Origin of the sequence: Proteus faecis (genome assembly GCF_030286765.1) — a bacterium.
Lineage (GTDB): Bacteria > Pseudomonadota > Gammaproteobacteria > Enterobacterales > Enterobacteriaceae > Proteus > Proteus faecis.
This window is the reverse complement of record NZ_JASVWV010000002.1, coordinates 1-26,023: the sequence shown is the minus strand read 5'-3', so window position 1 is coordinate 26,023 and position 26,023 is coordinate 1. Positions and strand designations below refer to the sequence as shown.

The 26,023-nt window shown below is 38.4% G+C and carries 24 protein-coding genes, 1 tRNA gene and 1 rRNA gene; 2 read left to right on the top strand and 24 right to left on the bottom strand.

From position 1 onward, the window contains the following. Positions 1-15: 15 nt before the first annotated feature. The 17 genes from QSH13_RS04285 to cysJ form a co-directional block, all read right to left on the bottom strand. The gene (locus QSH13_RS04285; protein WP_109397834.1) at positions 16-1,170 is read right to left on the bottom strand and encodes a hypothetical protein; all 1,155 of its coding nucleotides are present in this window, start codon (positions 1,168-1,170) and stop codon (positions 16-18) included. After that, positions 1,167-2,429: a hypothetical protein gene (locus tag QSH13_RS04280; protein WP_286038862.1), complete on the bottom strand. Its 1,263-nt coding sequence runs from the start codon at positions 2,427-2,429 to the stop codon at positions 1,167-1,169. Before QSH13_RS04280 ends, QSH13_RS04285 begins: the two co-directional genes overlap by 4 nt. Before the next feature lie 169 nt (positions 2,430-2,598). Next, a complete protein-coding gene (rpoS, locus tag QSH13_RS04275) occupies positions 2,599-3,582 on the bottom strand; it encodes an RNA polymerase sigma factor RpoS (RefSeq protein WP_109397836.1) in 984 nt (327 codons plus the stop codon). Between the two features lie 677 nt (positions 3,583-4,259). Further along, positions 4,260-5,378 carry a murein hydrolase activator NlpD gene (nlpD, locus tag QSH13_RS04270; RefSeq protein WP_286038861.1) on the bottom strand — a complete coding sequence of 373 codons (1,119 nt, stop codon included), beginning with the start codon at positions 5,376-5,378 and terminating at the stop codon, positions 4,260-4,262. 153 nt (positions 5,379-5,531) lie between these two features. Then, entirely contained in the window at positions 5,532-6,158 is a 627-nt protein-coding gene (locus QSH13_RS04265; protein WP_006534074.1) for a protein-L-isoaspartate(D-aspartate) O-methyltransferase, read from the bottom strand. After that, positions 6,152-6,916 (bottom strand): 5'/3'-nucleotidase SurE, encoded by a 765-nt coding sequence (surE, locus tag QSH13_RS04260; RefSeq protein WP_109397838.1) that lies wholly within the window; start codon positions 6,914-6,916, stop codon positions 6,152-6,154. The genes QSH13_RS04265 and surE overlap by 7 nt, the downstream gene beginning before the upstream one ends. Next, positions 6,894-7,949, bottom strand: coding sequence for a tRNA pseudouridine(13) synthase TruD (truD, locus tag QSH13_RS04255; RefSeq protein WP_286038860.1), 1,056 nt, complete (start codon positions 7,947-7,949; stop codon positions 6,894-6,896). Before truD ends, surE begins: the two co-directional genes overlap by 23 nt. Next, on the bottom strand, positions 7,946-8,431 hold the full coding sequence (gene ispF, locus QSH13_RS04250) for a 2-C-methyl-D-erythritol 2,4-cyclodiphosphate synthase (protein ID WP_109397840.1): 486 nt from the start codon (positions 8,429-8,431) through the stop codon (positions 7,946-7,948). Before ispF ends, truD begins: the two co-directional genes overlap by 4 nt. Positions 8,432-8,435: 4 nt before the next feature. Beyond that, positions 8,436-9,182, bottom strand: coding sequence for a 2-C-methyl-D-erythritol 4-phosphate cytidylyltransferase (gene ispD, locus QSH13_RS04245; protein ID WP_109397841.1), 747 nt, complete (start codon positions 9,180-9,182; stop codon positions 8,436-8,438). A gap of 39 nt (positions 9,183-9,221) precedes the next feature. After that, positions 9,222-9,512 carry a cell division protein FtsB gene (ftsB, locus tag QSH13_RS04240; RefSeq protein ID WP_036913758.1) on the bottom strand — a complete coding sequence of 97 codons (291 nt, stop codon included), beginning with the start codon at positions 9,510-9,512 and terminating at the stop codon, positions 9,222-9,224. A gap of 330 nt (positions 9,513-9,842) precedes the next feature. Next, complete coding sequence (gene cysC, locus QSH13_RS04235) at positions 9,843-10,460, bottom strand: adenylyl-sulfate kinase (protein WP_369961159.1); 618 nt, start codon at positions 10,458-10,460, stop codon at positions 9,843-9,845. After that, a complete protein-coding gene (gene cysN, locus QSH13_RS04230; protein WP_109397844.1) occupies positions 10,457-11,908 on the bottom strand; it encodes a sulfate adenylyltransferase subunit CysN in 1,452 nt (483 codons plus the stop codon). Before cysN ends, cysC begins: the two co-directional genes overlap by 4 nt. Before the next feature lie 11 nt (positions 11,909-11,919). Further along, positions 11,920-12,828 (bottom strand): sulfate adenylyltransferase subunit CysD, encoded by a 909-nt coding sequence (gene cysD / locus QSH13_RS04225; RefSeq protein ID WP_109397845.1) that lies wholly within the window; start codon positions 12,826-12,828, stop codon positions 11,920-11,922. Positions 12,829-12,839: 11 nt separating this feature from the next. Next, complete coding sequence (cysG, locus tag QSH13_RS04220; protein WP_185901184.1) at positions 12,840-14,264, bottom strand: siroheme synthase CysG; 1,425 nt, start codon at positions 14,262-14,264, stop codon at positions 12,840-12,842. Between the two features lie 205 nt (positions 14,265-14,469). Beyond that, complete coding sequence (locus tag QSH13_RS04215; RefSeq protein WP_185901185.1) at positions 14,470-15,201, bottom strand: phosphoadenylyl-sulfate reductase; 732 nt, start codon at positions 15,199-15,201, stop codon at positions 14,470-14,472. After that, positions 15,198-16,928: an assimilatory sulfite reductase (NADPH) hemoprotein subunit gene (gene cysI, locus QSH13_RS04210; RefSeq protein ID WP_109406543.1), complete on the bottom strand. Its 1,731-nt coding sequence runs from the start codon at positions 16,926-16,928 to the stop codon at positions 15,198-15,200. Before cysI ends, QSH13_RS04215 begins: the two co-directional genes overlap by 4 nt. Beyond that, positions 16,928-18,739 carry an NADPH-dependent assimilatory sulfite reductase flavoprotein subunit gene (cysJ, locus tag QSH13_RS04205; protein ID WP_286038859.1) on the bottom strand — a complete coding sequence of 604 codons (1,812 nt, stop codon included), beginning with the start codon at positions 18,737-18,739 and terminating at the stop codon, positions 16,928-16,930. Before cysJ ends, cysI begins: the two co-directional genes overlap by 1 nt. A gap of 298 nt (positions 18,740-19,037) precedes the next feature. On the opposite strand from cysJ, the gene queD reads away from it, so the two are divergent. Then, entirely contained in the window at positions 19,038-19,403 is a 366-nt protein-coding gene (gene queD / locus QSH13_RS04200) for a 6-carboxytetrahydropterin synthase QueD (RefSeq protein WP_164530180.1), read from the top strand. 79 nt (positions 19,404-19,482) lie between these two features. On the opposite strand, the gene queE is transcribed toward queD, so the two are convergent. Then, positions 19,483-20,154 carry a 7-carboxy-7-deazaguanine synthase QueE gene (queE, locus tag QSH13_RS04195; RefSeq protein WP_286038858.1) on the bottom strand — a complete coding sequence of 224 codons (672 nt, stop codon included), beginning with the start codon at positions 20,152-20,154 and terminating at the stop codon, positions 19,483-19,485. Positions 20,155-20,320: 166 nt separating this feature from the next. On the opposite strand from queE, the gene QSH13_RS04190 reads away from it, so the two are divergent. Continuing rightward, positions 20,321-21,688 carry an amino acid permease gene (locus QSH13_RS04190; protein WP_185901189.1) on the top strand — a complete coding sequence of 456 codons (1,368 nt, stop codon included), beginning with the start codon at positions 20,321-20,323 and terminating at the stop codon, positions 21,686-21,688. A gap of 87 nt (positions 21,689-21,775) precedes the next feature. On the opposite strand, the gene QSH13_RS04185 is transcribed toward QSH13_RS04190, so the two are convergent. The 6 genes from QSH13_RS04185 to rrf form a co-directional block, all read right to left on the bottom strand. Continuing rightward, a complete protein-coding gene (locus QSH13_RS04185; RefSeq protein WP_196544494.1) occupies positions 21,776-22,957 on the bottom strand; it encodes a methionine gamma-lyase in 1,182 nt (393 codons plus the stop codon). A 19-nt stretch (positions 22,958-22,976) separates the two neighbouring features. Continuing rightward, positions 22,977-23,375 (bottom strand): hypothetical protein, encoded by a 399-nt coding sequence (locus QSH13_RS04180; RefSeq protein WP_109406541.1) that lies wholly within the window; start codon positions 23,373-23,375, stop codon positions 22,977-22,979. Positions 23,376-23,385: 10 nt separating this feature from the next. Beyond that, the gene (locus QSH13_RS04175) at positions 23,386-24,579 is read right to left on the bottom strand and encodes an NAD(P)/FAD-dependent oxidoreductase (protein WP_109397855.1); all 1,194 of its coding nucleotides are present in this window, start codon (positions 24,577-24,579) and stop codon (positions 23,386-23,388) included. A gap of 184 nt (positions 24,580-24,763) precedes the next feature. Next, positions 24,764-25,549, bottom strand: coding sequence for an endonuclease/exonuclease/phosphatase family protein (locus QSH13_RS04170; protein WP_109397856.1), 786 nt, complete (start codon positions 25,547-25,549; stop codon positions 24,764-24,766). A gap of 220 nt (positions 25,550-25,769) precedes the next feature. Beyond that, positions 25,770-25,846: transfer RNA gene (locus tag QSH13_RS04165), tRNA-Asp, on the bottom strand. Between the two features lie 52 nt (positions 25,847-25,898). Beyond that, a 5S ribosomal RNA gene (gene rrf, locus QSH13_RS04160) occupies positions 25,899-26,014 on the bottom strand. Positions 26,015-26,023: the final 9 nt, after the last annotated feature.

Genomic DNA, 26,023 nt, shown 5'->3' with positions numbered 1-26,023 from the left:
AAGATAAAGATAACTCTACTTAATTGAAGCATGGCTATATTTAAGTCGTTCGCCCAATAACAATAAAGTATCTTCATCGCCGTAATTGTCAAATAAACGAATAAACGAAGATAAAGCTGGATTAAACATCATATCGTCATTAATTTTCTCATAAGAAGTATATTTTTTTGTTTTTAATGAAAAAACCAGCGTAACTTTATCATCGTTATGGCCTTTATTTAAAATCAAATCATCATTACTTATCATCAAATCATTTAGATATTTATAACCACTTTCATAGAAAGTTTCTAAATTTCCATCAGCTTGACGTTGAACAACAGAATAGAGATCACGAGATGCTTGTTGAGCAATTAAATAAATTTCACCTTTATCATTTTGAGCAACTTCTTTCACACGCAAAGGAAGCCAGCGTGTTTGTGTTACTTCTTTATTGACTAAATTGAGCGTAATTTCTAACGTGTTTGTTGTGTAATGATGATTATAAAAAATAATAAGGGAATCACCTGAAAGGGCATAATGAAATTGTGTAAATTCACCGAAATCTTCAGCGTAATACTGCTTTACCAGATCTTCTGTATTAACTGAATATTCCCAACTTTCACCTTCATCTAAACTTGTCAGTATCGTCTTATTATCAACTAAGACTAATTGTGATGTTGTTTGTGAAAAGAGTAATTTTCCACCAATTAATGTTAAAGGAAAACGATAATGACCATCGTGAGTTTCTTGCCAAGGAATTAAATCTGCTACTGTAAACTCTGCTAAATCTATATGTTGACGTCCCTGCTCTGTAAATAAAACACATTTATCAAAAGCACAATAAGCGTTGTAAAAGCTACCTTGCCCTTGTAATACAAATCGCGTGCCTTCTTTATCAGAATAGTACAGCGTATATTTTCGCTGATTATCTTGGCGGTACAGTCGACCATAAATATCTACGTCATATCGCCCACTATCAGATTCAGTTTTAATTAGGATACCATTTGATGAATTAAAGGTTTTACGTAAATCATAACGAGAATAGGGAAATGACGATAACGCCGAGGCATTTTCATTTTTCCATTGCCACTTAGTGGCAAAACCATGAAAAAGTACACCATAAAAAAGCACTAAGCTTAAAATAAATAAGCTAGTGATAATAATAAAAGGCTTACGGAAAAAAGGATTCATTGACTTAACTCCGTAACATAAACCGTTTTTTTATTTTCAACACATTGCTGTTGAAGCAAAAAATAGGTTTGATAACTGCTATTACCTTTTTCTGATAAGAAAATATAAAGATTCGAAAACAAGGCAATTAAAAAAGCAAATCCAGTGATAATTAAGCTAAAGATGATCCCCATTCCTAAAAAGGTATCACCAATAAAGAACCAATCCCATTTATCCCAATAATTACCATTATCGTAAACATCCGAAATAGATAAAATAGCAAAAATAGAAAAAATAAAGGCACTGATCAAGCCTGTAATTAACAATGCTAATCGCTTAGTACGTTGATGCCCAATATACATTTGTCCTGAAATTGAATAAGCGCCATTATCTGTATGATTATAAATCCCCAAGACAACAGGCCCTGAGCACTTATCTTCTGCTTGCCAAAAGAACAATTCAACAACATCATCATCAGCAAGAAACAAATTATGATCAGAATAAAATAATCGCTCTCTATAACTTAATACAAAAGGATGTTTATCAATTAGACAGGATATTTGAATTATTACACTCTCGCTATTACGAGAATGTACTTTAATTCTATCAACATGATGAAGTTTTATTTTTCCTCTAACGCGTTGTACTTTGCTGTCTTTTATAGGAATAGTTGGTTTTTTACGAGTAGTCATGCACTTTAGTAATGGTATTGTTTTTATATTAGGAATAATCAGTTGTTCACCATCAGATGCAATAATATCTTGTTTAGCGATGACTTTATCTAACGCCTTTATTCTCTTTCTATGTTTAGGTCTGGTGCGCTGAAAGTAACGATAAGCCTTTTCTCCAATATAACTAATACCCATCATCATCGCACCGAATGCAATAACCATGGAAACAACGATAAAAAAGTTCACGTCAAGATGAAGAATCGAAAAATAACTCCAATAACTGCCAACAAACGTCAGAATAAATGCAAGCAATAACCATTTTTGTTGTTTTTCTGTTAGCGTGAATTTTCTTTCAGGCTCAAGCCTTCCTTTTGTATCATGATAAATCCATTGCACCCAGAAACTGCCATCTTTCAATAACTCGGCACAGATTTTAAGCTCATCACCTTGTTTTAATCGTTTAAGAAAATCTTGAGAATTAGCAAAATCTTCTTCATTAAAATAGAAGTTTTTACCTGATGCTATTAATCTCACCATTCCCTTCGGAGAGATTTTACTTTGGTTAAAATCGCAACGCTCTAGTTTGACGCTTAAAAAATAATCTTTCATATCTTACTTTATCACTTTCATCAGGCTAACGAGGTGCAAGATTGCGCTCTTGTTTTAGCGTTTTGAATCACATAATACAAGATAAAGAAAAGCCGATTAGCAACCCTACTAATCGGCTTTGGTAATAACAATATGTCAATTAAAGCTATAAACGAAAATCAGTGGCTAACTATGCTTTGAAAAGTGCTTCAATACATAATCCCTGACTTTGTAGAATGTCTTTTAAGCGACGTAGTCCTTCAACTTGAATCTGACGAACCCTTTCTCTTGTCAGACCAATTTCTCTACCAACATCTTCTAAAGTTTCTGCTTCATAGCCTAATAATCCAAAACGACGAGCCAATACTTCACGTTGTTTTGGATTCAATTCAAATAACCACTTTATGATATTTTCCTTGAGGTTATTATTTTGAATTGTTGCTTCCGGCCCTTCTTCGTTTTCGTCAGAGATAATATCAAGTAATGCTTTATCTGAATCACCACCAATTGGGGTATCAACAGAAGTAATACGTTCGTTTAAACGTAGCATCTTACTCACATCTTCGACTGGTTTATCTAATGTTTGCGCAATTTCCTCAACACTAGGCTCATGATCGAGTTTATGAGCTAATTCCCTTGCCGTTCTTAAATAAACATTCAGCTCTTTAACGATATGAATGGGAAGGCGGATAGTACGAGTCTGGTTCATAATGGCACGTTCAATGGTTTGACGTATCCACCATGTCGCATAAGTTGAAAAACGGAAACCTTTTTCAGGATCGAATTTTTCAACTGCACGAATAAGTCCTAAATTCCCTTCTTCTATTAAATCAAGCAGGGCCAGACCTCGGTTTGTATAACGACGAGATATCTTAACAACTAAACGTAGGTTACTTTCTATCATTCGTTGTCTTGAAGGAATATCGCCTCGCAACGCTCTGCGGGCAAAGAAAACTTCTTCTTCAGCGGTCAGCAACGGAGAATAACCAATTTCTCCTAAATAAAGCTGAGTTGCATCGAGCGCACGCTGATTGACTCCTTCAATAAGTTCAATTTCATCTTGAGCATCAGACTCATTCTCAGTCTCTTTTGCAGCAACTTCATCGAACTCTTCCATGTTCTCTTCAATTTCATCTGTATATAACTCGTCTACTCTTAGCGTACTTTGGCTCATCAGCTGCTCCTACCCTTGATAATTTAGGTAAACGACCATAATTAAAGCCTGTTTACCAGTTTATCGCTGTGTCACGACACAACGGGTTTACTGATTTTCCCTTGTAACGAATTACAAAATAAAAGATAACATAATCTATTTTACTGTTAATTTTACTCTTTATTTATTCAATATATAACTTAACTATTGAGTGCAGGTTATTAACAGTTTTTTTATTATATTTCACGTATATTTATCTATACGTGAAAGTACTCTATTTGATGTACTATTTGTGACTATTTACATCTAAAAAAACAAATAAAAACCCATAATAATATCCAACAATTAATATTACATACTATTATTAAAAAGATAATCAAATAAAGAAAATTCCCACCTAAACAATGAGTTATTTTATAGTCCATCTTTTAATAACAGTGAATCTTTATTCATTTTTTATATAACAATTTTTAGCATACGCATTCATTGGTTGATAATCAACTGTCTAATTTAACGTTATCAATAATTTTATATTGATCTCTCATTTTTAATAACCTTCAAATAAGCAGTTTTACCTAGATGAAAATTATTTTTTTTCAATATATTAATTAATTACAGATAAAAAAAGCCCTCTTCTTTTTGTAAAGAAGAGGGCTTAACTTTAGGATTATTCGCTATACATATAAAAAATTACTTATCTATTTCTTAGGTAAATAACTCATTGGATTAAGTGATTTTTCTTTATAGCGTATCTCAAAGTGTAATCGGACAGAACTGGTTCCAGAGCTACCCATTGTGGCAATTTGCTGACCCGCATTCACATTCTGCTGTTCTCGCACCAAAATAGTGTCGTTATGTGCATATGCACTGAGGTATTCGTCATTATGTTTAATGATAATAAGGTTACCATAACCACGTAATGCACTCCCCGCATAAACCACTTTACCTGCAGCTGTTGCAACAATTGGTGAGCCTTTTGTACCACCGATATCGATACCTTTATTGCCACCAGGAGCACTTGAGTAACTTTCGATGATCTTACCTTGAGCAGGCCAAATCCACTTACCAGAAGCAGCCGTTGGTGCTGGCGTTGCCGAAGTTGTAGTATTTGTATTTGTTGTCGGCGGCGGAGTTGTGGTCTTTGGTTGTGTTGTTGCAGGTTTAGTAATCAATGGTCCCATAGCACCATTGTTTGTTGGCTTGGTATGTGCCGTTTGGACACCCGCACTACTTGATTGATTAATAACTGATGTATTGACATTGGTATTAGTTCCCGTATTAACCTGACGGTTACCGATATTCAACACCTGTCCCACGTTTAAGCTATAAGGTTCTGGGATGTTATTCATTGATGCTAGTTCTTTTACATCACTATCTGTTATCCAAGCGATATAGAACATAGTATCACCCCGTTTTACTGTGTACGTGTTACCGTTGTAGTTTCCTTTCGGAATACTGTCATAGTTACGGTTATACACAATGCGTCCAGAGCCATCAGTGTTTACATTTTGAGCTACAACTGACGTTTGAGAACGAGACTGACTTTGAGGTTGTTCCATGCCTCCATTAGACGAAGCAGAGTTCACCTTAATAGAAGGAGGAGGTGACGATTGTAAAGGGGTAGTTCTTTCAATCGGTGTCGCATTACTGTTAGTCATCACAGGTGCGGTTGATACCGTATTATTTGAAGAGCTATCATTTACAGAGGTAATTGGCGCAGGACGATAAGGTGTATCTGCACAGCCTGTTAATGCAAATCCAATTACCGAACACATGATTGCCCAGCGGACATGCTTAATTGGGCTTTCTGAATTCATACTTCCTTCTCCCTTTAAAAAGGCATTAGCATCTAGCAATTTGTCGAGTTAAACAAAAAGACTGCAATTTTTTGAAAATGTTTCATTTATTAGTGCAGATTACGACAAGCTATTAAAAAGCAGTAATAAAAAACGGTCAGATTTATCTGGAAGTTATGCTAACTCGCCTGCAATTAAAGGAACAAATCTAACGGTTTCTATAGATTGATAGTGAAAATCATTACCTAAACGTCGGATAAACTTCAGTATTTGTTGTTGTTCACCGACAGGTATTATCATCCTGCCACCATCGGCTAACTGCATCAATAACTGTTGCGGTACTTCTGTTGCACATGCGGTCACTATTATCGCATTAAACGGGGCTTTTGATGACCAGCCCTCCCATCCATCACCATGACGTGTCGAAATATTATGTAAATCAAGGTGTTTAAAACGTCGTTTAGCTTGCCATTGCAATATCTTTATACGCTCAACGGAACTAACATGATGGACTAAATTTGCTAATACTGCAGTTTGATATCCCGAACCCGTACCAATTTCTAATACAGAGTCCGTACTTTGTAATTCTAGTAGCGCTGTCATTTTGGCAACAATATAAGGCTGTGAAATAGTTTGCCCATTGCCAATAGGCAAAGCCGTATTTTCGTAAGCCTTATGAGAAAGCGCTTCATCAATAAAAAGCTCTCTTGGTACTTTACTCATTGCTTCCAACAGGCTCTCATCCTTGATGCCATGCTGTTTTAACATTGTCAGTAAGTCTTTCATTGACCGACTTAACATGTTTTTTTGACCTCTGCTTTATTTAACCAATTTTGTAGTAAATCGAGTGCATTATAGGCTGTTAAATCGACATGTAATGGGGTTATCGAAACATAACCTTCGTCAACAGCAGCAAAATCTGTATCGGGACCTACATCATTTTTTTCACCTGGAGGCCCAATCCAATAAAGATTATTTCCTCTAGGATCGGTATGTGTATAAACATGTTGTGAAGCATGACGGCTACCACAACGTGTAATACGAAAACCTTTTACTTCATCAAGAGGAATATCAGGTACGTTAATATTGAGAATATTTCCCGCTCTTAAAGGTACTTGTTGTAACATGGCTAAGACTTCACAAGTGACTTGAGCAGCTGTCTCAAAGTGCGTTTCACCATCAAGTGAAACAGCAATGGCTGGCAAACCTAAAAAACGCCCTTCTGTTGCTGCGGCAACAGTACCTGAATAAATAACATCATCACCCAAATTAGGACCATGATTAATACCAGAAACCACAATATCAGGACGAGGACGCACTAAATGATTTACACCAAGATAAACACAATCTGTTGGTGTCCCCTCAACAATGGCAATATCGCCATTATCAAGCTCTTGCTTACGTAAAGGTCTGTCAATGGTTAAAGAATTAGATGCAGCACTACGATTGCGATCAGGTGCAACAATTTGTACATCATAACGCTGACGCAATGCTTTAGCGAGGGTCTGTATCCCTTTCGCCATCACACCATCGTCATTACTCACCAATATTTTCAGCATCATCATTCCCTAATAAAATTAATTCACGTACAACGCTAGTTGCAAAGCTTCCTGCTGGTAAAAAGAATGACAGAGATACAGTTGTGTCGTCTAACCAACTCCATGACATATTTTCTGGTAATACATTGATAGCACGTCTTGTATTATCAACTCGTTCTTGTCGAGCCAGCGACCAAAATGCTTCATATTCTGCCAGATTTTCTGTTTCAAAATCCAATGCTTGTGATTGTGTACCTAAATCACCTTTACCCGGCAAAGGTGCGGTAATATGAACATCATGCTCTTCATAACGAATTTGTGTTTGAGCCAGTTCAGCTTCATCAACAACAAACCAACTCCCTCTTCCATGCAGTTGCATTGCATCACCAAGTATCACTTTTGAATATAAATCACATTCCAATCTTTTGCTGACAAGATGATTAAACATTGCACTACGAGCAGCGGAGAGATAAAAGCTACGTTTTCCTCGTTCTTTTACGCGGATTTCGTCTGTTGCCCAACGCATAACTTGCCGTAAATTATCACCATTACGACCAAATCGTTGAGCACCAAAGTAGTTAGGAATACCTTTCGCTTTTATTTGTGTCAATCGAGTATCAACAAAATCACGATCAGAAATTTCTCGTAACACCAATCTAAAGTGATTACCTTTTAAGGTTCCTATGCGTAATTTACGTTGTTGGCGAGTGGTTTCTAGAATTTCGCAACCCTCTAAAACCAGTTGACTAAAATCAGGCATCTCTTTACCCGGCATTCGCAGGCAAAACCATTGTTCAGTAACGGCATTTCTGTCTTTTAATCCAGCGTAACTAGCATCACGAGGATGGATCCCAACAAACTTTGCCAATTTTTCAGCAACAAAAGCCGTGTTACAACCTGTTTTTCTGATTTTCACCATGACATGTTCGCCTTCACCATCAAGGGTGAAACCAAGATCTTCACAGACAATGAAATCTTCAGGAATCGACTTTAATAAGCCTGTTGCTTGTGGTTTTCCATGTAACCAATGAAGTTCGGGGAGTAAATCGCTCATTCAGATAATGACTCTTTCATTAATAAAACAACAGCTTCACAGGCAATGCCTTCTTTTCTACCAACAAATCCAAGCTTTTCTGTCGTGGTAGCTTTCACATTGATATCATCAATATGACAATCAAGATCTTCAGCAATATTGACGCGCATTTGCGGTGTATGAGGTAGCATTTTTGGTGCTTGAGCAATAATCGTGACATCTAAATTGCCAATTCGATAACCTTTTGCTCTTACGCGAGAAAACGCTTCACGAAGGAGTACACGGCTATCTGCACCTTTATATGCCGGATCTGTATCAGGAAACAATGTGCCAATGTCACCCATCGCTACCGCGCCTAAAATAGCATCTGTTACCGCATGTAATACTACATCGCCGTCAGAGTGAGCTAACAACCCTTGTTCATAAGGAATTCTGACGCCGCCAATAACAATAGGACCTTCACCGCCAAATTTATGTACGTCGTAACCGTGTCCAATTCTCATCTTATTATGTGTTCCTTATACTGGTGATTTGGCGTGAGAGGAAAAACTCTGCGAGCGCTAAATCTTCTGGCTGAGTAACTTTGATATTATCTGCACGACCTTTAACTAATAAAGGTTCATATCCAGCAAACTCCATCGCTGAGGCTTCATCAGTGATCGTTGCTTTTTGTGAGAGTGCATCCTCTATATTTTGTTTTAATAACAATGCAGGAAAAAATTGTGGCGTTAAAGCATGCCATAGGGTTGTTCTTTCTACAGTTTGTTCAATATGATTATCTTGTTGATGACTACGTTTCATTGTATCGCGAACAGGCGTCGCAAGAATGCCACCGCAAAATTGTGGATCCATAACGTTTTCATCAATTAATTTTATAAGATGATCAAGATCGCCAAAATGCAGACAAGGTCTTGCCGCATCATGTACTAACGCCCAAGTATTTTCAGAAAAATGTTGAGTGACATACTCTAAACCTGACAATACAGAGTCAGCACGTTCCCCCCCACCATTAACCGTAATTATTCTTTCATCTTGCGCTAAAGGTAACGTGTGAAAATAGCTGTCATTTGGGCTGATAGCCACGATAATTCGCGTTATACGTGGGTGTTTTAATAGGGCATTAATGGTATGTTCAAGAATAGTCAATCCACCAATCTTCAAATATTGTTTTGGGCAGACTGACTGCATTCGGCTTCCAATACCGGCCGCAGGAATAACGGCAACAATAGGAAGAGTAGAGTTTGTTATATTCATTATGGTATTTGTATCAGGACACACTATTAATTCAATAAATTAACGACGTGGTTGAGATTTATCACTCACAATACGGAAAAATGTCTCATTAGGCTTTATCATTCCTAATTCACTACGAGCACGTTCTTCTAACGCTTCTTGCCCGCCATTGAGGTCATCAATCTCTGCAAATAGACGATCATTACGCTCTTTTAGTTGCGTATTTTGCGCCAATGCAGATTCAACTTCTTGAGTTACTTTGTTGTAATCATGGATACCATTTTTACCTAACCACAATGAATATTGTAGCCAACCAAGTAAAATCAGAAGTAAGACTGTTAATTTCCCCATTACCACCCCCAAGATTAATGGGCTAATCATCCCACAACTCAACCACAGACGCCACAAAAGTGCTGGAATATATTACATTATTATTCCTATTCTTCTCACTATAAACATGGATAACTTCTATAAAATTCAGACTAAGGTTTGATTTTTTCTTATTCAGATGAAGAGTTATGAGATTAATGTATAAATAATAAATGCGTAATTAAAGCGTGAGATGTGTTTTAAATGATATGCCTAATTAAAGCATTTTCGCTCTAATTGCATACATTATCTCTACACATTTCCCCTTTTTCTGGAAGGCTCGTGCAGAGATAACTTCATATCACCATAAAATTAACGGTAAATTTGGTTTTGTTGTAGATAGGTGAGGATTTGTTGGATGAGTTCACTTATAGAACGCGTGCCATCTAAATGTAATTCAGGATCAATAGGCGGTTCATAAGGAGAATCTATCCCTGAAAATTGCTTTATCTCACCACGTCTTGCTTTTTGATAAAGCCCTTTCGGATCACGGGCTTCACAAATAGAAAGTGGGGTATCAACAAAGATCTCAATAAATCTTCCTTGCTCAAAGCGCTCTCTAACATGTTGTCTGTCTTTTTGGTAAGGCGAGATAAAAGCCGTTAGGACAATAAGCCCCGCATCGACCATCAATTTAGCGACTTCCCCCACTCGGCGGATATTTTCGTGTCTATCTTCTGCGCTAAATCCAAGATCACAACATAATCCATGACGTAAATTATCCCCGTCTAATAAATAGCTATGAATGGGAGAATGCTTTTGTGAATACTGATAAAGCGCTTGTTCTAGCGCATCAGCAAGTGTAGATTTACCTGAGCCAGATAACCCCGTAAACCAAAGCACACATCCTTTGTGCGCTTGTTGTGATTCGCGTTCATTTAATCCAATTTTATGAGGATGCCAAACAATATCGTTACTTATCACCTCTATTTTCCTCCAAGAAGATCTCTCGCTCCCCAATGGGGAAAATGGCGACGAATAAGCTGATTTAACTCGACTTCAAAAGCATCGTATTGCGTCATAGTTTGGATCGAATTATCTCTCGTTTCCCGAATAAGCCCAGCGCCTACAGTGACATTACTTAGCCGATCAATAAAAATTAATCCTCCAGTATCTGCATTGGCTTGATAGTTATCCAGCACCAATGGCTCTTCAAATGAGACGTCAACGCTACCAATGGCATTTAAACTTAAGCTATCTGTCACTTGTTGGGTGAGTTTGTTTACATCCACTTGATAATGAATATTCTCTATTTTGGCACGGCTTTTTTTACCTGCAATTTTGATATCTAGAATATGGCCTTGTACTAAAGGCTGCTCTGACATCCACACTACGTCAATTAACGCATAAGTGCTAATATTGGCAGTTGTATCTTTATCATCAACAATGATATCTCCACGGCTAATATCAATTTCATCAGCCATAACCAGTGTGATTGCTTGTCCTGCCTTAGCGTGCGTTAAATCCCCCTCAAAAGTAACAATACGTTTAATCGTTGTATGTTTTTCTGATGGTAATACTTTGATTTTTTGCCCTTGGTAAAGCACTCCTGAAGACACCGTACCGCTGTATCCTCTAAAATCTAAATCTGGACGATTCACATATTGCACTGGGAAACGCAGTGCCTGAACATCTGAACCCAATTTAACAGGTGCATCCTCTAATAATGAAAGTAACGTTTTTCCTTGATACCAAGGCATATTCAATGAAGGGGAAACCACATTGTCACCATCAAGAGCGGAAATGGGCACAAATTCAATGGTGAGATCTGTTGGAAGCTGCTCAGCAAAATGCAAATAATCTCGTTGGATCGAATCAAATGTCGCTTGTTGATAATCCACCAGATCCATTTTATTAATTGCAACAATCAAGTGGCGGATCCCAAGGAGTGTGCTGATAAAACTGTGGCGTCGTGTTTGTTCTTGTACACCTTTTCGAGCATCGATCAACAGAATAGAAAGTGAACTTGTTGATGCTCCTGTCGCCATATTGCGAGTATATTGCGCATGTCCGGGCGTATCAGCAATAATAAACTTACGCTTTGAAGTTGAAAAATAACGGTAGGCAACATCAATAGTGATCCCTTGCTCTCTTTCTGCAGCTAATCCATCCACCAGCAAAGCCAGATCGAGCTTTTCACCCTGAGTGCCGATCTTCTTACTTTCATTTTGTAATGTAGAAAGCTGATCTTCATAGATCTGCCTTGTGTCATGAAGTAAACGTCCTATTAATGTACTTTTTCCATCATCGACGTTTCCACAGGTTAGAAATCGCAGTAATCCTTTATTTTGTTGAGTTTTAAGATAGCGCTCTACACCACCCTGTTGTGCAATTTCACCCGCGACAAGTTGATTCGTTTTTACAGCTAAAAGTCCCATATTTCCTCCAATTAAAAATAACCTTGGCGCTTTTTCAGTTCCATTGAGGCCGACTGATCACTGTCAATTAAGCGCCCTTGTCGTTCACTGCTGGTGGAAATCAGCATTTCTTCAATAATGGCGGGTAGCGTTTCTGCTTGTGAAGGAATAGCACCCGTTAATGGCCAGCACCCTAATGTTCTAAATCTCACTTTTTGCTGTGTAATCACTTCACCCGGTTTTAGATCAATTCTGTCATCATCTACCATAATTAAGGTGTCATCACGCTCAATCACCGGTCTATTTTTGGCAAAATAGAGAGGAACTATGTCGATATTCTCTAAATAGATATATTGCCAAATATCGAGTTCCGTCCAGTTAGATAGCGGAAATACACGAATACTTTCACCTTTATTAATCTGTCCGTTATAATTTTTCCATAATTCAGGTCGTTGGTTTTTCGGATCCCAACGATGCTTTCTATCTCTAAACGAATAAATACGCTCTTTAGCTCGTGATTTTTCTTCATCACGACGCGCACCTCCAAATGCTGCATCAAAACCATATTTGTCTAAGGCTTGTTTTAGCCCTTCGGTCTTCATGATATCCGTGTGTTTTGCACTACCATGAATAAATGGATTGATCCCCAGTTCTGCGCCTTGTGGATTTTGATAAACTTTAAGATCAAAACCATATTCTTTAGCCGTTTTATCTCGAAACTCATACATTTCTCGAAATTTCCAACCAGTATCAACATGCAACAAAGGAAAAGGTAATTTCGCGGGATAAAACGCCTTGCGAGCCAAATGCAACATCACCGAGGAATCTTTGCCTATTGAATAAAGCATGACGGGATTTTCAAATTCAGCGACAACTTCTCGCAGAATATAAATGCTTTCTGCTTCTAATTGCTGAAGATGCGTTAATTGTGTTTCATTCATAACAACCTCGTTTAGGCAAAATGAACTAAAGGTGAATGGAGTGACGACAAGGATTGATAAGCATGCCTGTCACCAAACCAGGCAAGTTGGTGATGTAGCGCCGCAACTTCTCCCACAATTAATAAGGCAGGGGTTGGCGCTTTTTCGGCTAACTGTGCTAATTGTGTTAGATTTCCTGTGAAAACTTGCTGATCACGACGAGTACCACAACTAATTACCGCGATAGGTGTTAATGGAGAACGCCCAAGTTGGATTAAACGCTGACTAATAAACTCGGCTTTTGCTGTCCCCATATAAATAGCGAGAGTGTGATTAGCTTGCGCTAATGATGCCCAATCCGGTTCAATTCCATCTGCTTTACAATGCCCAGTCATAAAAGTGACACTTTGAGCATATTGTCGATGCGTTAAAGGGATCCCCGCATAAGCACTTGCTCCACTTGCTGCAGTGATCCCCGGTACAACTTGAAAAGGGATACCATGTGCGATAGCAATTTCAATTTCTTCTCCACCACGCCCAAAAATAAACGGATCACCACCTTTTAATCGGACAACCCGTTTACCAAGTTGCACATATTTCACGATCAATGCATTGGTTTCCTCTTGAGAAACACTATGGTGCCCCGCTCTTTTACCTACACAAATGGTGTCAGCATCACGACGAACAAGCTCTAAAACCTCTGGACTCACTAAACTGTCATAGAGTACAACTTCGGCTTGTTGAATAACCTGTAAACCGCGCAGTGTTAATAATCCTGCATCACCAGGGCCTGCTCCAACTAATGCAAGCTCGCCTTGTTGGATCTCTTTTTGTTTCAATTGTTGCTCAAGCAACGCTTCAGCTTGTGCTAATTGATCACTTGCTACTAAAGAGGCGAATTGACCACTAAAGGCTTGCTCCCAAAAACGACAACGAGCCTGGAAAGTCTCTAAATGCTGTTTCACTTTTTTGCGCCATTTTCCAGCAATTGTTGCCATTAAACCTAATGAACTTGGTAATAAGGCTTCTAATTTCTCGCGGATCATACGCACTAAAACGGGTGCTTTTCCGGCAGATGAAATCGCAATCAAAATAGGGTTTCTATCGATAATGGCGGGGAAGATAAATGAGCATTGAGGTTGTGAATCCACCACATTGACAAAAATATTCCGTGCTTGTGCATCAAGATAAACTTGCTGATTAAGCACACTGTCATCAGTTGCTACAATCACCAGCATCATTCCAGATAGATGTTCAGGTTGATATTTAGCTGATACCCATTCAATTTTCCCTTGCTGATAAGCAAGGTGTAATTCGTCACACAACTGAGGTGCAATCACTCTTAAGTAAGCGCCAGCTCTTAATAACAGTAAAGCTTTACGCGCAGCAACATGACCACCACCAATCAATAACACTGGGCGTTCTTTTAATTCCACAAATAAGGGTAGGTAATCCATACGCGCATTTCACCTTCGTTGTTCACTTTATAACTAACGACTATAAAAGGTGCTCTAGGGGTTATGAAATGACAAAAAGCTATGTGATGGAACAGAAAGGAATAAGGAAAAATAAAATATTTTCAAATGGTTATAATTTTAAAAATGTCAAAGAGGGCAATAGACAAGCGCTATTCCCCCAATGATTTATGAGTAGATAATGACGTTATTCGTGTAATCCACACTCACGTTTTAAACCAAAAAATCGTGTTTCTTCTTCACTCATACCCTCTTCCCATTTTCGAGTTGTGTGAGTATCTCCCACAGAGAGATACCCCTGCTCCCATAAAGGGTGATAAGGTAAGTCGTTTTCTTTAAGATATTGATAAACTTTCTTATTATCCCAATCTACTATGGGTAAAAACTTAAAGATCCCTTTTGCGATTGAAAGCACAGGTAAATGTTCACGGCTTTTAGCTTGTTGTCGGCGAAGGCCTGCAAACCATGTTTGAGCCTGTAATGTTTTTAGTGCCCTTTCCATTGGCTCTACTTTGTTTATCTGGTTATAACGCTCTATACCATCAATACCTTCTAACCAAAGTTTGCCGTAACGCGCTTCTTGCCAAGATGAAGATATTTCAGCTCGATAGACCTTCAAATTAAGTTGTAACTGTTGAGTCAACCTATCAATAAATTGATAGGTTTCAGGAAATAAGTAACCTGTATCAGTCAAAATCACCGGGATATCAGGATATTGTTGAGTAATTAAGTGCAGACATACCGCTGCCTGAATACCAAAACTAGAACTTAATACATAGGCTTTAGGTAAATGTTCTAAAGCCCAAGTAACCCGTTCAATAGCACTTAATTGCTCTAACTGTTGATTAATATGGCTTAAAGCATGTGTCTGATCTTCAACAGGTAGCTGTTTTAATGAAGCAAGCTGAACTAGGCTCATATCGCCTCCTGCACTTCATAAAAATCAATTGCCGAATTCAGTACTGGTTTAACAACATCGGTACGAATAAGAAAATCACCGAAACCTTCATTGTTATGACGAGAAACCGCCCATTCACCAATCAGTGGATCTAATATCGCAATGATTTCTTGCGAGGTAATATTTTCACGATACATTCTAGGGATGCGTGTTCCAATGCGATCTCCCCCTAAATGCAAGTTGTAGCGATCAGGAGCTTTACCCACCAGCCCAACTTCTGCCAACATAGCTCGACCACAACCATTTGGACATCCAGTTACACGAACCACAATATGCTCTTCACTCATACCATGTTTTGTCATTAAGCTATCAAGAGTATCGGTGAATGAAGGTAAAAATCGCTCAGCTTCTGCCATCGCCAATGGGCACGTTGGAAAAGACACACATGCCATCGCATGTTCACGCAGTGGCGTAACTTGACTATTAATCAAACCATATCGACGAGCGATTGCTTCAATATTGGCTTTTTCATTCTCAGGCACTCCTGCCACAATCAAATTTTGATTGGCAGTCAGTCTAAAATCACCCTGATGAATTTTGGCAATTTCCGCAACTCCCGTTTTTAATGGAGCATCAGGCGTATCAATCAACCGCCCACTTTCAATAAATAAAGTAAGATGCCATTTATCATCAACGCCTTTTAACCAACCAATTTGATCACCTCGATGGGTAAATTCATAAGGTCGAATAGTATCAAAAGTCACTCCAGAACGGCGCTCAACCTCTTGTTTAAACGTCTCTACGCCAACACGTTCCAATGTGTATTTTGTTTTTGCATTTTTTCGTTCGGTTCGATTTCCCCAGTCACGTTGAGTTGTCACTATCGCTTCGGCAATAGCCAAGGTATTCTCAATAGGAATATAACCAAATTCACTGGCTAAACGAGGAAAGGTATTCTTATCGCCATGCGTCATTGCAAGACCGCCTCCCACAAGCACGTTAAAACCAACTAGGTGCCCGTTTTCAGCAATCGCAATAAAGTTCATATCATTAGCATGAAGATCAACATCATTATAAGGCGGGATCACTACCGAGGTTTTAAACTTCCGCGGTAAATAGGTTTCTCCCAAAATAGGCTCTTCATCTGTTGTTGTAACTTTCTCTTTATCTAACCAAATTTCCGCATAAGCACGGGTGCGCGGTAATAAGTGCTCTGATATTTTTTTTGCCCACTCATACGCTTCTTGGTGTAATGAAGACTGCACTGGATTTGAAGTACATAGCACATTACGGTTAACATCATTTGCTGTTGCTAGAGCATCAAGCCCTGTTGCAGCCAGCATCTGATGTGCGGGTTTTACATTGCCTTTTAAAATGCCATGAAATTGAAATGTTTGACGATTAGTAATACGAATGCTGCCATAAAGCGTATTTTCAGTTGCAAACTTATCAATACTAAGCCACTGTTTAGGCGAAATAATGCCACCAGGTAAACGGCAACGTAGCATCATCGCATGACGAGGTTCTAACATTTGCTCTGCTCGTTCAGCGCGAATATCTCTGTCATCTTGTTGATACATGCCATGAAAACGAATTAATAGAAAGTTATCGCCTTCAAAACCACCCGTTAAACCATTTTGTAAGTCTTCTGTAATAGTACCGCGTAAAAAGTGACTCTCTTTTTTCATGCGTTCACTATCAGCTAGTTTACCTTCAACCACTAAGGGCGCTTGAGTATGTGATTTCATTAATAGACATCCCTCTGATAACGCCGTTCTAGGCGTAGCTCACTTAAGTATTCATCTGCTTCTTCAATATTTTTATTGCCATACTCCATCACAATATCTAACAACGCCTGTTCAACATCTTTTGCCATTCGTGAAGCATCACCACAGACATAAAGATAAGCACCTTGCTGTAACCATTGCCAAATCTCATTACCACGCTCACGCAATTTATCCTGTACATAAATTTTATGTGCTTGATCTCGTGACCATGCTAAATCGATATGAGTTAACAGACCGTTTTTAACATAACGTTGCCATTCCACTTGATAGAGAAAATCTTCTACAAAATGAGGATTACCAAAAAATAACCAGTTTTTACCTGTTGCTGCGTCATTTTCACGTTGCTGCATAAAACTTCTAAAAGGAGCAATACCTGTACCTGGACCAATCATAATGACAGGTGCCGTGTTATCTTCAGGTAGACGAAAATGTGCATTTTTTTCGATAAAAACATTGACGCTATCGCCTTCTTTTAATCTATCCGCTAAAAAACCTGAGGCTCCGCCGGTATAAGTACGGGAATTAACGTCGTAACGTACAACCCCTAAAGTAAGGTGTACTTCGTCCTCGACTTCTTGTTGTGACGATGCAATAGAGTAAAGACGAGGAGTAAGTGGACGTAAAATATCAACAAAGTCTTGTGCAGTGGGTTGAGCACAATATTGGCGTACCATCTCATTAATGGGATATTTATCTGCATATTGCTGAAGCTTGGTTTTATCAGACACCAATGACAATAGATCTTCATGGCGCGTCAATTGGGCATAGGCTTTTACGATAGGTGCGCTATTTTGAGTGAGTTCACAATGGTACAGTAACGCTTCTTTTAAGGTAAATGTTTGAGATTTTAACGTAACAGGTTCATCCCCCTTCAGCCATAACAAGGTAATAAGTTCATCCACTTTTTCAGGGGAATTATTAAACCAAACGCCCAGCGCATCACCCGGTTGATATTGCAAATCAGAGCCTTCAAGACTGATTTCAATATGGCGAATATCTCTATCTGAATTTCTGCCTGTGATTTTTTGATTAGTCAGTAAGGTAGCAGTAAAAGGCGCATCTCGATGATAAAGCGAGACCTGGATCGTATCCGTCGTACCTGACTGTGTTTGTTGTAAGACTTGCGTACGTTGTGCGGGCACTCTTGCTTTTAAGAGCGCTGTAAGCTGCTCTATCCATTCATCCGCAACAGCTTGATATTCAACATCCGCATCAACTCTTGGTAATAAACGTGTTGCGCCCAGTTGTGCAATTCGCTCATCAAAATCTTTTCCAGCCTTACAAAAATGCTCATATGAAGAATCACCTAAGCTCAATATTGCATAAGCCGTTTCTTTCATTTCAGCAGCTTTTTTAGAGTTCAGATATTTATAAAAAGCTATCGCTTCTTCAGGAGGATCGCCCTCGCCTTGAGTCGATACAATGATGATCAAGGTTGTAGTTTTATGGAGCTGTTTAAACTTATATTCACCTGCGGAATATAGTTCCACATTCAATTTATGAGCAACCAAATTATCTCGTAACTGTTCTGCAAGATGACGTGCATTACCTGTTTGAGAAGCAGAGATCAATGTAATAGTTTCCTGCTCTGGCACTAGTGCTGAGGTAACCGTTGTCGATGTCGGTACGACCGAAGGGTTAAGCTGTCCCCACAAATAGCCAGATAACCACGCAATTTGCGCTGTTGAGAGATCTTTTGTTGCATCCTGTAATTTACTCAATTGCTCCGATGTTAATGGAAGCATTGATAATAATGGAGGTTGATTGCTCATTTATCCTGCCTTAAAAAGCAAAGCACTTATCTGTGCTTTATTGTTCTTTGATAATATTTCTAATATTGAGAGGGTATCCCACGACTAGATAGTGAATTAAAGACCTGTTGGCTCTATCTAATAACCTTAAATGCTAAATTTATTTATTGGTTTCCTTTATCAATATAATGAATAAGCAAAAAGGAACATAAGAAGCCATTAAGATTAAGGGAGATTAGGCGTGATACGCTAAATCGGCTACACTGGTAACCTTCGTTCTATTTGTGTCTTTTTTTTTACTAATTAAGTCAAGAGAGTTTTGATGACAACCACCATCTTTAAAGATTTTCAGTTTGAAGCTGCCCACCATTTACCACATGTTCCTAAAGGCCATAAATGTGGGCGTCTTCATGGGCACTCTTTTCTTGTTAGATTAGAGCTAACAGGTGAAGTTGATGCACATTCAGGTTGGCTTATTGATTTTGCTGATGTGAAAGCCGCATTTAAACCTACTCTTGAGCGCCTAGATCACTACTATCTTAATGAAATTGAAGGCCTAGAAAATCCGACCAGCGAAGTGCTGGCAAAATGGATTTGGCAACAAGTAAAACCGTCATTGCCATTATTATCTGCGGTGATGGTGAAAGAGACGTGTACAGCAGGATGTATTTATCGCGGTGAGTAAATCAGGTTTAACATTAAACCGCTATCACCTAAAAGAAAATCAGCCTGTTATTGGCTGATTTTTTATATTAAAAACATCATCACGCAATATTTAAATATTTATGCGTTTGCATCGAGAAACGCCAATTACGTTCAATACAGGTTTTAATACATAATGCCGTCGCACTCTCTTTACAACTAATGGGCTGTAAGGCAACAACAGGTGCAGGGTGTTCTGTGCGTAATACCAGTAAGGCATCTAACGCTTCAATATCTTTTTCACGCCCAACGGGATGTTTTATCTCATTAGCTCGATTGATTGCGCTAGGCAATACCGTAAATCCCCCTTTCATGCCTACTTTTGGGGAAAGTGTCACCCATGTTTTCTCACTGCATAAAATATCGTGAGTACCACTGGTTTCTATCTGACAGTCAAAACCTGCTTGCTCCAATCCTTCAGTTAAAGGACGTAAATCATATAAGCAAGGCTCTCCACCTGTAATAACTACATGCTTTGCACTATAACCTTGCTGTTGGAAAAGTGATAAAATCTGAGTAACATTGGCTTCTCCCCAAACATCACTTTCTTGCGTTTTAATAGGAATATCGCCAAGAGGAACTTTTTTTTCGTCTTCTTTTTCCCAAGTATGTTTGGTATCACACCAACTACAACCTACAGGGCACCCCTGTAATCGAACAAAAAGCGCAGGAACGCCAGTAAAAACACCTTCACCCTGTAAGGTTTGAAACACTTCATTAATAGGGTATTGCATAAGAAACTCTGATATCCAATGAATGCTGATGATTATTACAGATAACTATCTCACCGTAAGAGGCTTTATGATAAGGTACATGGTTTGTTTTGAATAGCTAACGTGCGAGAAGACACTGAAAAAGAGGATAGAGTTCCTCCGTTGGACAGAGATGGGAATACTTTAGATGCAAAAAGAGAATCAACTTTCACGAGGATTGTCAGGGCGGCACATTCGTTTTATGGCGCTAGGCTCTGCAATCGGTACGGGTTTATTTTATGGCTCTGCGGCCGCTATTGAGAAAGCGGGTCCTGCAGTATTGCTTGCTTACCTTATTGGTGGAGCAGCAGTATTTATGGTTATGCGTGCATTAGGTGAAATGGCAGTTCATCATCCAGTTGCAGGCTCTTTCTCACAATATGCAAGCCATTATATGGGGCCTTTAGCAGGCTTCTTAACGGGCTGGAACTACGTTTTTGAAATGCTGATTGTCTGTTTAGCCGACGTTACAGCATTTGGTTTCTATATGAAACTCTGGTTTCCCGATGTTGATCAATGGATATGGGTATTAGGGATAGTTTGCTTTATTGGCGCCTTAAACCTTTGCCACGTAAAAATATTTGGCGAAATGGAATTTTGGCTTTCTATCGTTAAAGTCACTGCAATTATTGCCATGATAATTGGTGGCGTTGTCATTATGATGTATGGCTTTGGCCAACAAACTGAGCATCCTATTGGTATCTCTAACTTATGGGAGTTTGGTGGGTTTATGCCAAATGGTATTGAAGGGGTTATCGCCTCACTTGCCATTGTGATGTTTGCGTTTGGTGGGATTGAAGTGATTGGTATTACTGCCAGTGAAGCTAAAGATCCCGAAAAAACCATTCCCAAAGCAATCAATGCCGTACCGTTTCGTATCTTATTATTCTATGTACTGACGATTTTCATTCTAATGTGCATTTTCCCTTGGCAACAAATCGGCCATAATGGTAGCCCATTTGTACAGATTTTCTCAAATCTAGGGATCAATTCAGCAGCCAATATCTTAAACCTTGTCGTTATCACCGCTGCAATTTCTGCGATCAACAGTGATATCTTTGGTGCAGGTCGTATGATGTATGGCATGGCGCAAGAAGGACAAGCACCAAAATCCTTTATGAAACTGACTCGTAATGGTGTGCCTTGGATGACAGTATTAGTGATGTCTGTCGTGCTATTACTTGGCGTGGTACTTAACTACCTTATTCCTGAGCAAATTTTCGTGTTAATCGCCTCTATTGCAACATTTGCAACAGTTTGGGTTTGGTTAATGATTTTACTTTCTCAAGTCGCTATGCGTCGTAAGATGAGTGCGGATGAGGTAAAAACACTGAAATTTCCAGTACCATTTTGGCCTGTTGCCCCCGCTCTGACAATTGTCTTTATGGCGTTTGTTATCGCAATATTAGGCTATTTTGAGTCAACCAGAATGGCATTGGTTGTCGGTATGGTATGGGTAGCGATTTTAACAGTTGGCTACTATGTCGGTATCAAACCGAGAATAAACCAGAAGTAAGTCACATTTCTGTATTAAACAATAAAGGCTGTAGATAATTTCACAGCCTTTTTCTTTATCACAATCACAATGTATTAACTCAACCACTTAAGCCAGTGCTTGTTCTAGATCAGCAATTAAATCATCCACATCTTCCAGACCAATTGATAATCGAATCAAACCATCACTAATACCATGTCGTTGCCGCTCTTCGGCACTATAAGTGGCATGGGTCATTGTGGCAGGATGTTGAGCTAAAGATTCGCAGTCTCCTAAACTCACTGCTCGACTAAAGAGATTTAAACGATTGAGAAACGCTCTACCGGCTTTTATGCCTCCTTTTAGCTCAATAGCTATCATGCCTCCGGCTAAACGCATTTGACGTTTGGCGAGTTCATGCTGAGGAAAAGAAGCTAATCCCGGATAATGGATAGTTTCAACCTTAGGATTATCTGCAAGATATTCTGCAATACGTTGTGCATTTTTGCAGATTTGCTCCATCCTTATGCCTAGCGTTTTTATTCCTCGTAATATTAATGAAGCATCATGAGGAGACAAACAAGCACCCGTCATATCCTTTAAACCTTCAACTCGTATTTTGTTTGCCAAGTCATGAGTGGTAATAATAGCACCAGCCGTGACATCTCCATGACCTGATAAATATTTGGTCATAGAGTGCACAACGATATCAGCACCTAAAGTTAATGGCTGTTGTAAATAAGGTGAGCAATAGGTGCTATCAACCATCACTAAAATATTATGTTGATGAGCAATTTCAGATATTTTTGCTATGTCGCTAACACGCATATTAGGATTAGCAGGGGTTTCAAAGAAAATTAATTTTGTTTTCTCAGTAATCGCTTCTTTTAGTTTTTCAAGGTTAGTTAAATCAACGTGCTTTATTTTAACACCAAATTTAACAAGCCCATGATTGAAAAACGTAAAAGTGCAGCCATAAAGCGTCATATCAGCAATAAGTTCATCACCCGGCTGAAGTAACGACCAACATGTTGAGGTAATAGCCCCCATTCCTGAAGAAAAAACAATAGCACCTTCACCATTTTCTAATTGCGCTAAACGATTTTCTAATAACGCTAAAGTAGGGTTTGAGATCCGAGAATAAAAATGCCCTTTTTCTTTACCCGCAAAACAATCTGCACCGTATTGTGCTGTTGGAAAAACAAAAGTGGATGTTTGAAAAACAGGAGGCACTAATGCGCCCTGAGAATCTAACGGAGAATAGCCATAATGTATTGCTTGAGTATTAAAGTGTTTATTACTTTGCGTCATTATATCTCCTGGTTATTAATTAACCCTCTATTCGTTGGTTATTTTCCCCGATAATTTGAACAGTTCTTAGAATAATTGAAATTCCTTTAAGGGTATCGGGATTTTTTAATAATGAAAAAGTTGAACCTAATGTATATTTTTTATCTTGATAAATAGATTCTTTCTTTGCCATATTATAAGCAGCACTCAACTCCCATACTGGAATTAATGTTTCTTCAAAAGCAACTGAAAGTTTTTCTATCGTTGCATTATCTATAATATCTATTGAGTCTGATATTAAAGATAATAAATCCACGATATTGTCAAAGCGTTTTAATGCTAATAATGGTCTAGCTTTTTCTAATAGATGCTGAAGATGTACTTTATCCTCGTCGGAAAACAGTAGTTTTTCTGCCGCGCTTATATTATTTTCGCTCATTATTATTCCCCTATAATAGTCCTCTAACGGTCGCCCAATATAATCCACGGTTATAACTATTACGTAATAATCCACCTAATTTAGTAGGAGGCGTAGGTATTACATCATGTTTATAGTCATACTGTAGTGGCATACCTGCTGATAACCCCATTTGAGCAACCGCTTGTACTCGACCATCATAAATCGCCGCAGGGTAGCCATAGCGAAGTTCACCACAGATGTTATTAGCAATCACACCAGCTTGGTTATGACAACTACCACCGGCTTTACTGATCGGTAAATCAACGGTATCTCCAATGACATACACTTGATTAAGCCCATAAACTTGTAATGTTTCAGGATCAGTAGGTAACCAACCTTCACCATTGTTATATTCACTTAACCCTGTATTACGAATCGCTTCAACCGCAGTAATAGGGGGTGTACTCATTAAGATATCAAAAGGTTCTGCTTCACCCTCTTTTGAGTAAGCAATCTTCTTATCAGGATCAACATGACTCAATGTAAAACCACGCTTAGCTTTTATATCGCGTTCTGAAAATACCGCAGGAAGGACTTCACATACCTCTTTTTGCATAAAGAGGCAATTTCTTAAAAGCTGAGAAACCGTAGGATAGGTATAAACAATTTCAATATTTTTTCTAACACGACGTTGACGTAAGAATTCATCCAACATCAATGTCGTTTCCATTGGTGCGATACCACACTGATGAGGTACATTGGGCGTTTCAGGGAAACTCACTGTAATAAAGACACGCCCTTTTTCAATTTTAGCGAGTTTATCAGCGAGGTTTCTGGCCGCTTCATATTGATAAAAGTGGCTTCCTGCTTCTTTTAAACCTTCAATACGATGAGGGCTTGGAACACAACCTGTTGCTAATACAAGAAAATCATAATTGTATTTTTTCTTTGATTCACAATAAATAATTTTATTATTAAAATCAAAGCGCTCAGCTTTATCAATAACAAATTCAATTTCAGGTCTTAATAAACTTCTTTCTGAACGCATTAGCTCTTCTTTTAAAAAAAGATTAAATGCAATATACATAAATGCAGGTTTGTAATAATGATTGGGATTATCTGAAATAAGAGTAATTTTAATTTTATTTGAAAAGATTTCGTCATTTAATTTTTTAGCTAGGATATTAGCAAGAATAGTTCCACCGGTACCACCACCAATAATAACTATATTTTTTGTCGGCATTTTATTTCCTATATCTAGAGATATTAGATAGACAAAAAAAGTATAGTAAAGGGCGTTAATATAACAAATAGATTAAATAGATAGATTAGTTAAGTGCAATATAGTTATACTAATAAATAATAAATATAGTTATATGACATTTAAATATTATATGTTTAATATTTATTAATGTTATCATAATCAATTAATAGAATGTTGCAATTAAAGGATTATGATCGGATGCATCAGTGATCAACACTTCAGCATTATTTAACGATAGTCCTCGATAAAAAATATAATCTAACGGTTTGCCAAAGGCTTTAGTACGCCAATCATTATCAAAAATAACTTCTTTAAGTCCTAGTCTTCTCGCAAAACGTTTTAATACATTGATTCTTGGACGACTCCACGCATTAAAATCCCCTGCTAAAATAACCGGTCCTTTATGATGCATGATATGAACAGATAAATTGCTCAATTGACGCTGATAAACATCAACTCCAAAACTAAAATTAATCGCATGTACATTAATGACCATTAAATGATCACCCGTAATTAATGGGTATACCGTAATTAATGCTGATTTGGACAGTCGTAAAAAGGGCTCTTTTTCTCTGAGAGGACAGCAATAGATAGGGTGAGAACTTGATAATGTCATTACGCCCGCGGGGTGTTGTTGAAAAGCTAAAGCAGGAACTTGATCTGCAATCAAATGATGAGCCCCAGCAAAACGTACAAGCTCAGGTGTGGTTTGAGCTTCTTGTAATAAAAGCAAATGCGTATCTGTTGAAAGTATTTCCAACATATTGCGCCAATTAGGGCGTTGCTGTTTATAGATATTCCAAACCGCAATTTTTAGAATGCCTTCGGTGTAAAGAGGCATTCCAATAGGTAGAGTATCCTTTCTTTCACTTAAAGGCGGGCTAGGCTCAATTCGCTCAACAGGTTGACCTGCCACAAAACGCACTGAATAAGTCGGTTTTTTCGCCATTAGCAACCTCAGGTAAACAGCAAGATCTCTTGCTATAACTGAAGTATACCAAAGGCAAGCTTCACTCTCATCCTTTAAAAGGACATCATTATCAACAAAAGTAATTATTTTTATACATAATAGTCATGTTTACTTAAAATCATCTGATTAATTGATGCTTAGCTCTAAATTTTAAGCAGCAAAAAAAAACCTAAGTCGTTAGACTTAGGTTTCTTAATGTTGGCGGAACGGACGGGACTCGAACCCGCGACCCCCTGCGTGACAGGCAGGTATTCTAACCAACTGAACTACCGCTCCGCGTATTCTTTTTGCGATTAATGTTATTTTTAACACTAACGCTTTAATTGATGCCTGGCAGTTCCCTACTCTCACATGGGGAGACCCCACACTACCATCGGCGCTACAACGTTTCACTTCTGAGTTCGGCATGGGATCAGGTGGGACCGCTGCGCTATGGCCGCCAAGCAAATTCGG

Coding starts and splice junctions, on each gene's coding strand:
- QSH13_RS04180 (WP_109406541.1), bottom strand. CDS start 23,375: ATGAGCGAAAATAATATAAGCGCGGCAGAAAAACTACTGTTTTCCGAC.
- cysN (WP_109397844.1), bottom strand. CDS start 11,908: ATGGGACTTTTAGCTGTAAAAACGAATCAACTTGTCGCGGGTGAAATT.
- ispD (WP_109397841.1), bottom strand. CDS start 9,182: ATGAATATAACAAACTCTACTCTTCCTATTGTTGCCGTTATTCCTGCG.
- QSH13_RS04215 (WP_185901185.1), bottom strand. CDS start 15,201: ATGAGCCTAGTTCAGCTTGCTTCATTAAAACAGCTACCTGTTGAAGAT.
- queE (WP_286038858.1), bottom strand. CDS start 20,154: ATGCAATACCCTATTAATGAAGTGTTTCAAACCTTACAGGGTGAAGGT.
- QSH13_RS04265 (WP_006534074.1), bottom strand. CDS start 6,158: ATGTTAAGTCGGTCAATGAAAGACTTACTGACAATGTTAAAACAGCAT.
- ispF (WP_109397840.1), bottom strand. CDS start 8,431: ATGAGAATTGGACACGGTTACGACGTACATAAATTTGGCGGTGAAGGT.
- QSH13_RS04285 (WP_109397834.1), bottom strand. CDS start 1,170: ATGAATCCTTTTTTCCGTAAGCCTTTTATTATTATCACTAGCTTATTT.
- QSH13_RS04190 (WP_185901189.1), top strand. CDS start 20,321: ATGCAAAAAGAGAATCAACTTTCACGAGGATTGTCAGGGCGGCACATT.
- truD (WP_286038860.1), bottom strand. CDS start 7,949: ATGAGCGATTTACTCCCCGAACTTCATTGGTTACATGGAAAACCACAA.
- surE (WP_109397838.1), bottom strand. CDS start 6,916: ATGCTGAAAATATTGGTGAGTAATGACGATGGTGTGATGGCGAAAGGG.
- QSH13_RS04170 (WP_109397856.1), bottom strand. CDS start 25,549: ATGGCGAAAAAACCGACTTATTCAGTGCGTTTTGTGGCAGGTCAACCT.
- QSH13_RS04280 (WP_286038862.1), bottom strand. CDS start 2,429: ATGAAAGATTATTTTTTAAGCGTCAAACTAGAGCGTTGCGATTTTAAC.
- cysI (WP_109406543.1), bottom strand. CDS start 16,928: ATGAAATCACATACTCAAGCGCCCTTAGTGGTTGAAGGTAAACTAGCT.
- rpoS (WP_109397836.1), bottom strand. CDS start 3,582: ATGAGCCAAAGTACGCTAAGAGTAGACGAGTTATATACAGATGAAATT.
- QSH13_RS04185 (WP_196544494.1), bottom strand. CDS start 22,957: ATGACGCAAAGTAATAAACACTTTAATACTCAAGCAATACATTATGGC.
- QSH13_RS04175 (WP_109397855.1), bottom strand. CDS start 24,579: ATGCCGACAAAAAATATAGTTATTATTGGTGGTGGTACCGGTGGAACT.
- cysD (WP_109397845.1), bottom strand. CDS start 12,828: ATGAATGAAACACAATTAACGCATCTTCAGCAATTAGAAGCAGAAAGC.
- nlpD (WP_286038861.1), bottom strand. CDS start 5,378: ATGAATTCAGAAAGCCCAATTAAGCATGTCCGCTGGGCAATCATGTGT.
- cysJ (WP_286038859.1), bottom strand. CDS start 18,739: ATGAGCAATCAACCTCCATTATTATCAATGCTTCCATTAACATCGGAG.
- cysG (WP_185901184.1), bottom strand. CDS start 14,264: ATGGATTACCTACCCTTATTTGTGGAATTAAAAGAACGCCCAGTGTTA.
- ftsB (WP_036913758.1), bottom strand. CDS start 9,512: ATGGGGAAATTAACAGTCTTACTTCTGATTTTACTTGGTTGGCTACAA.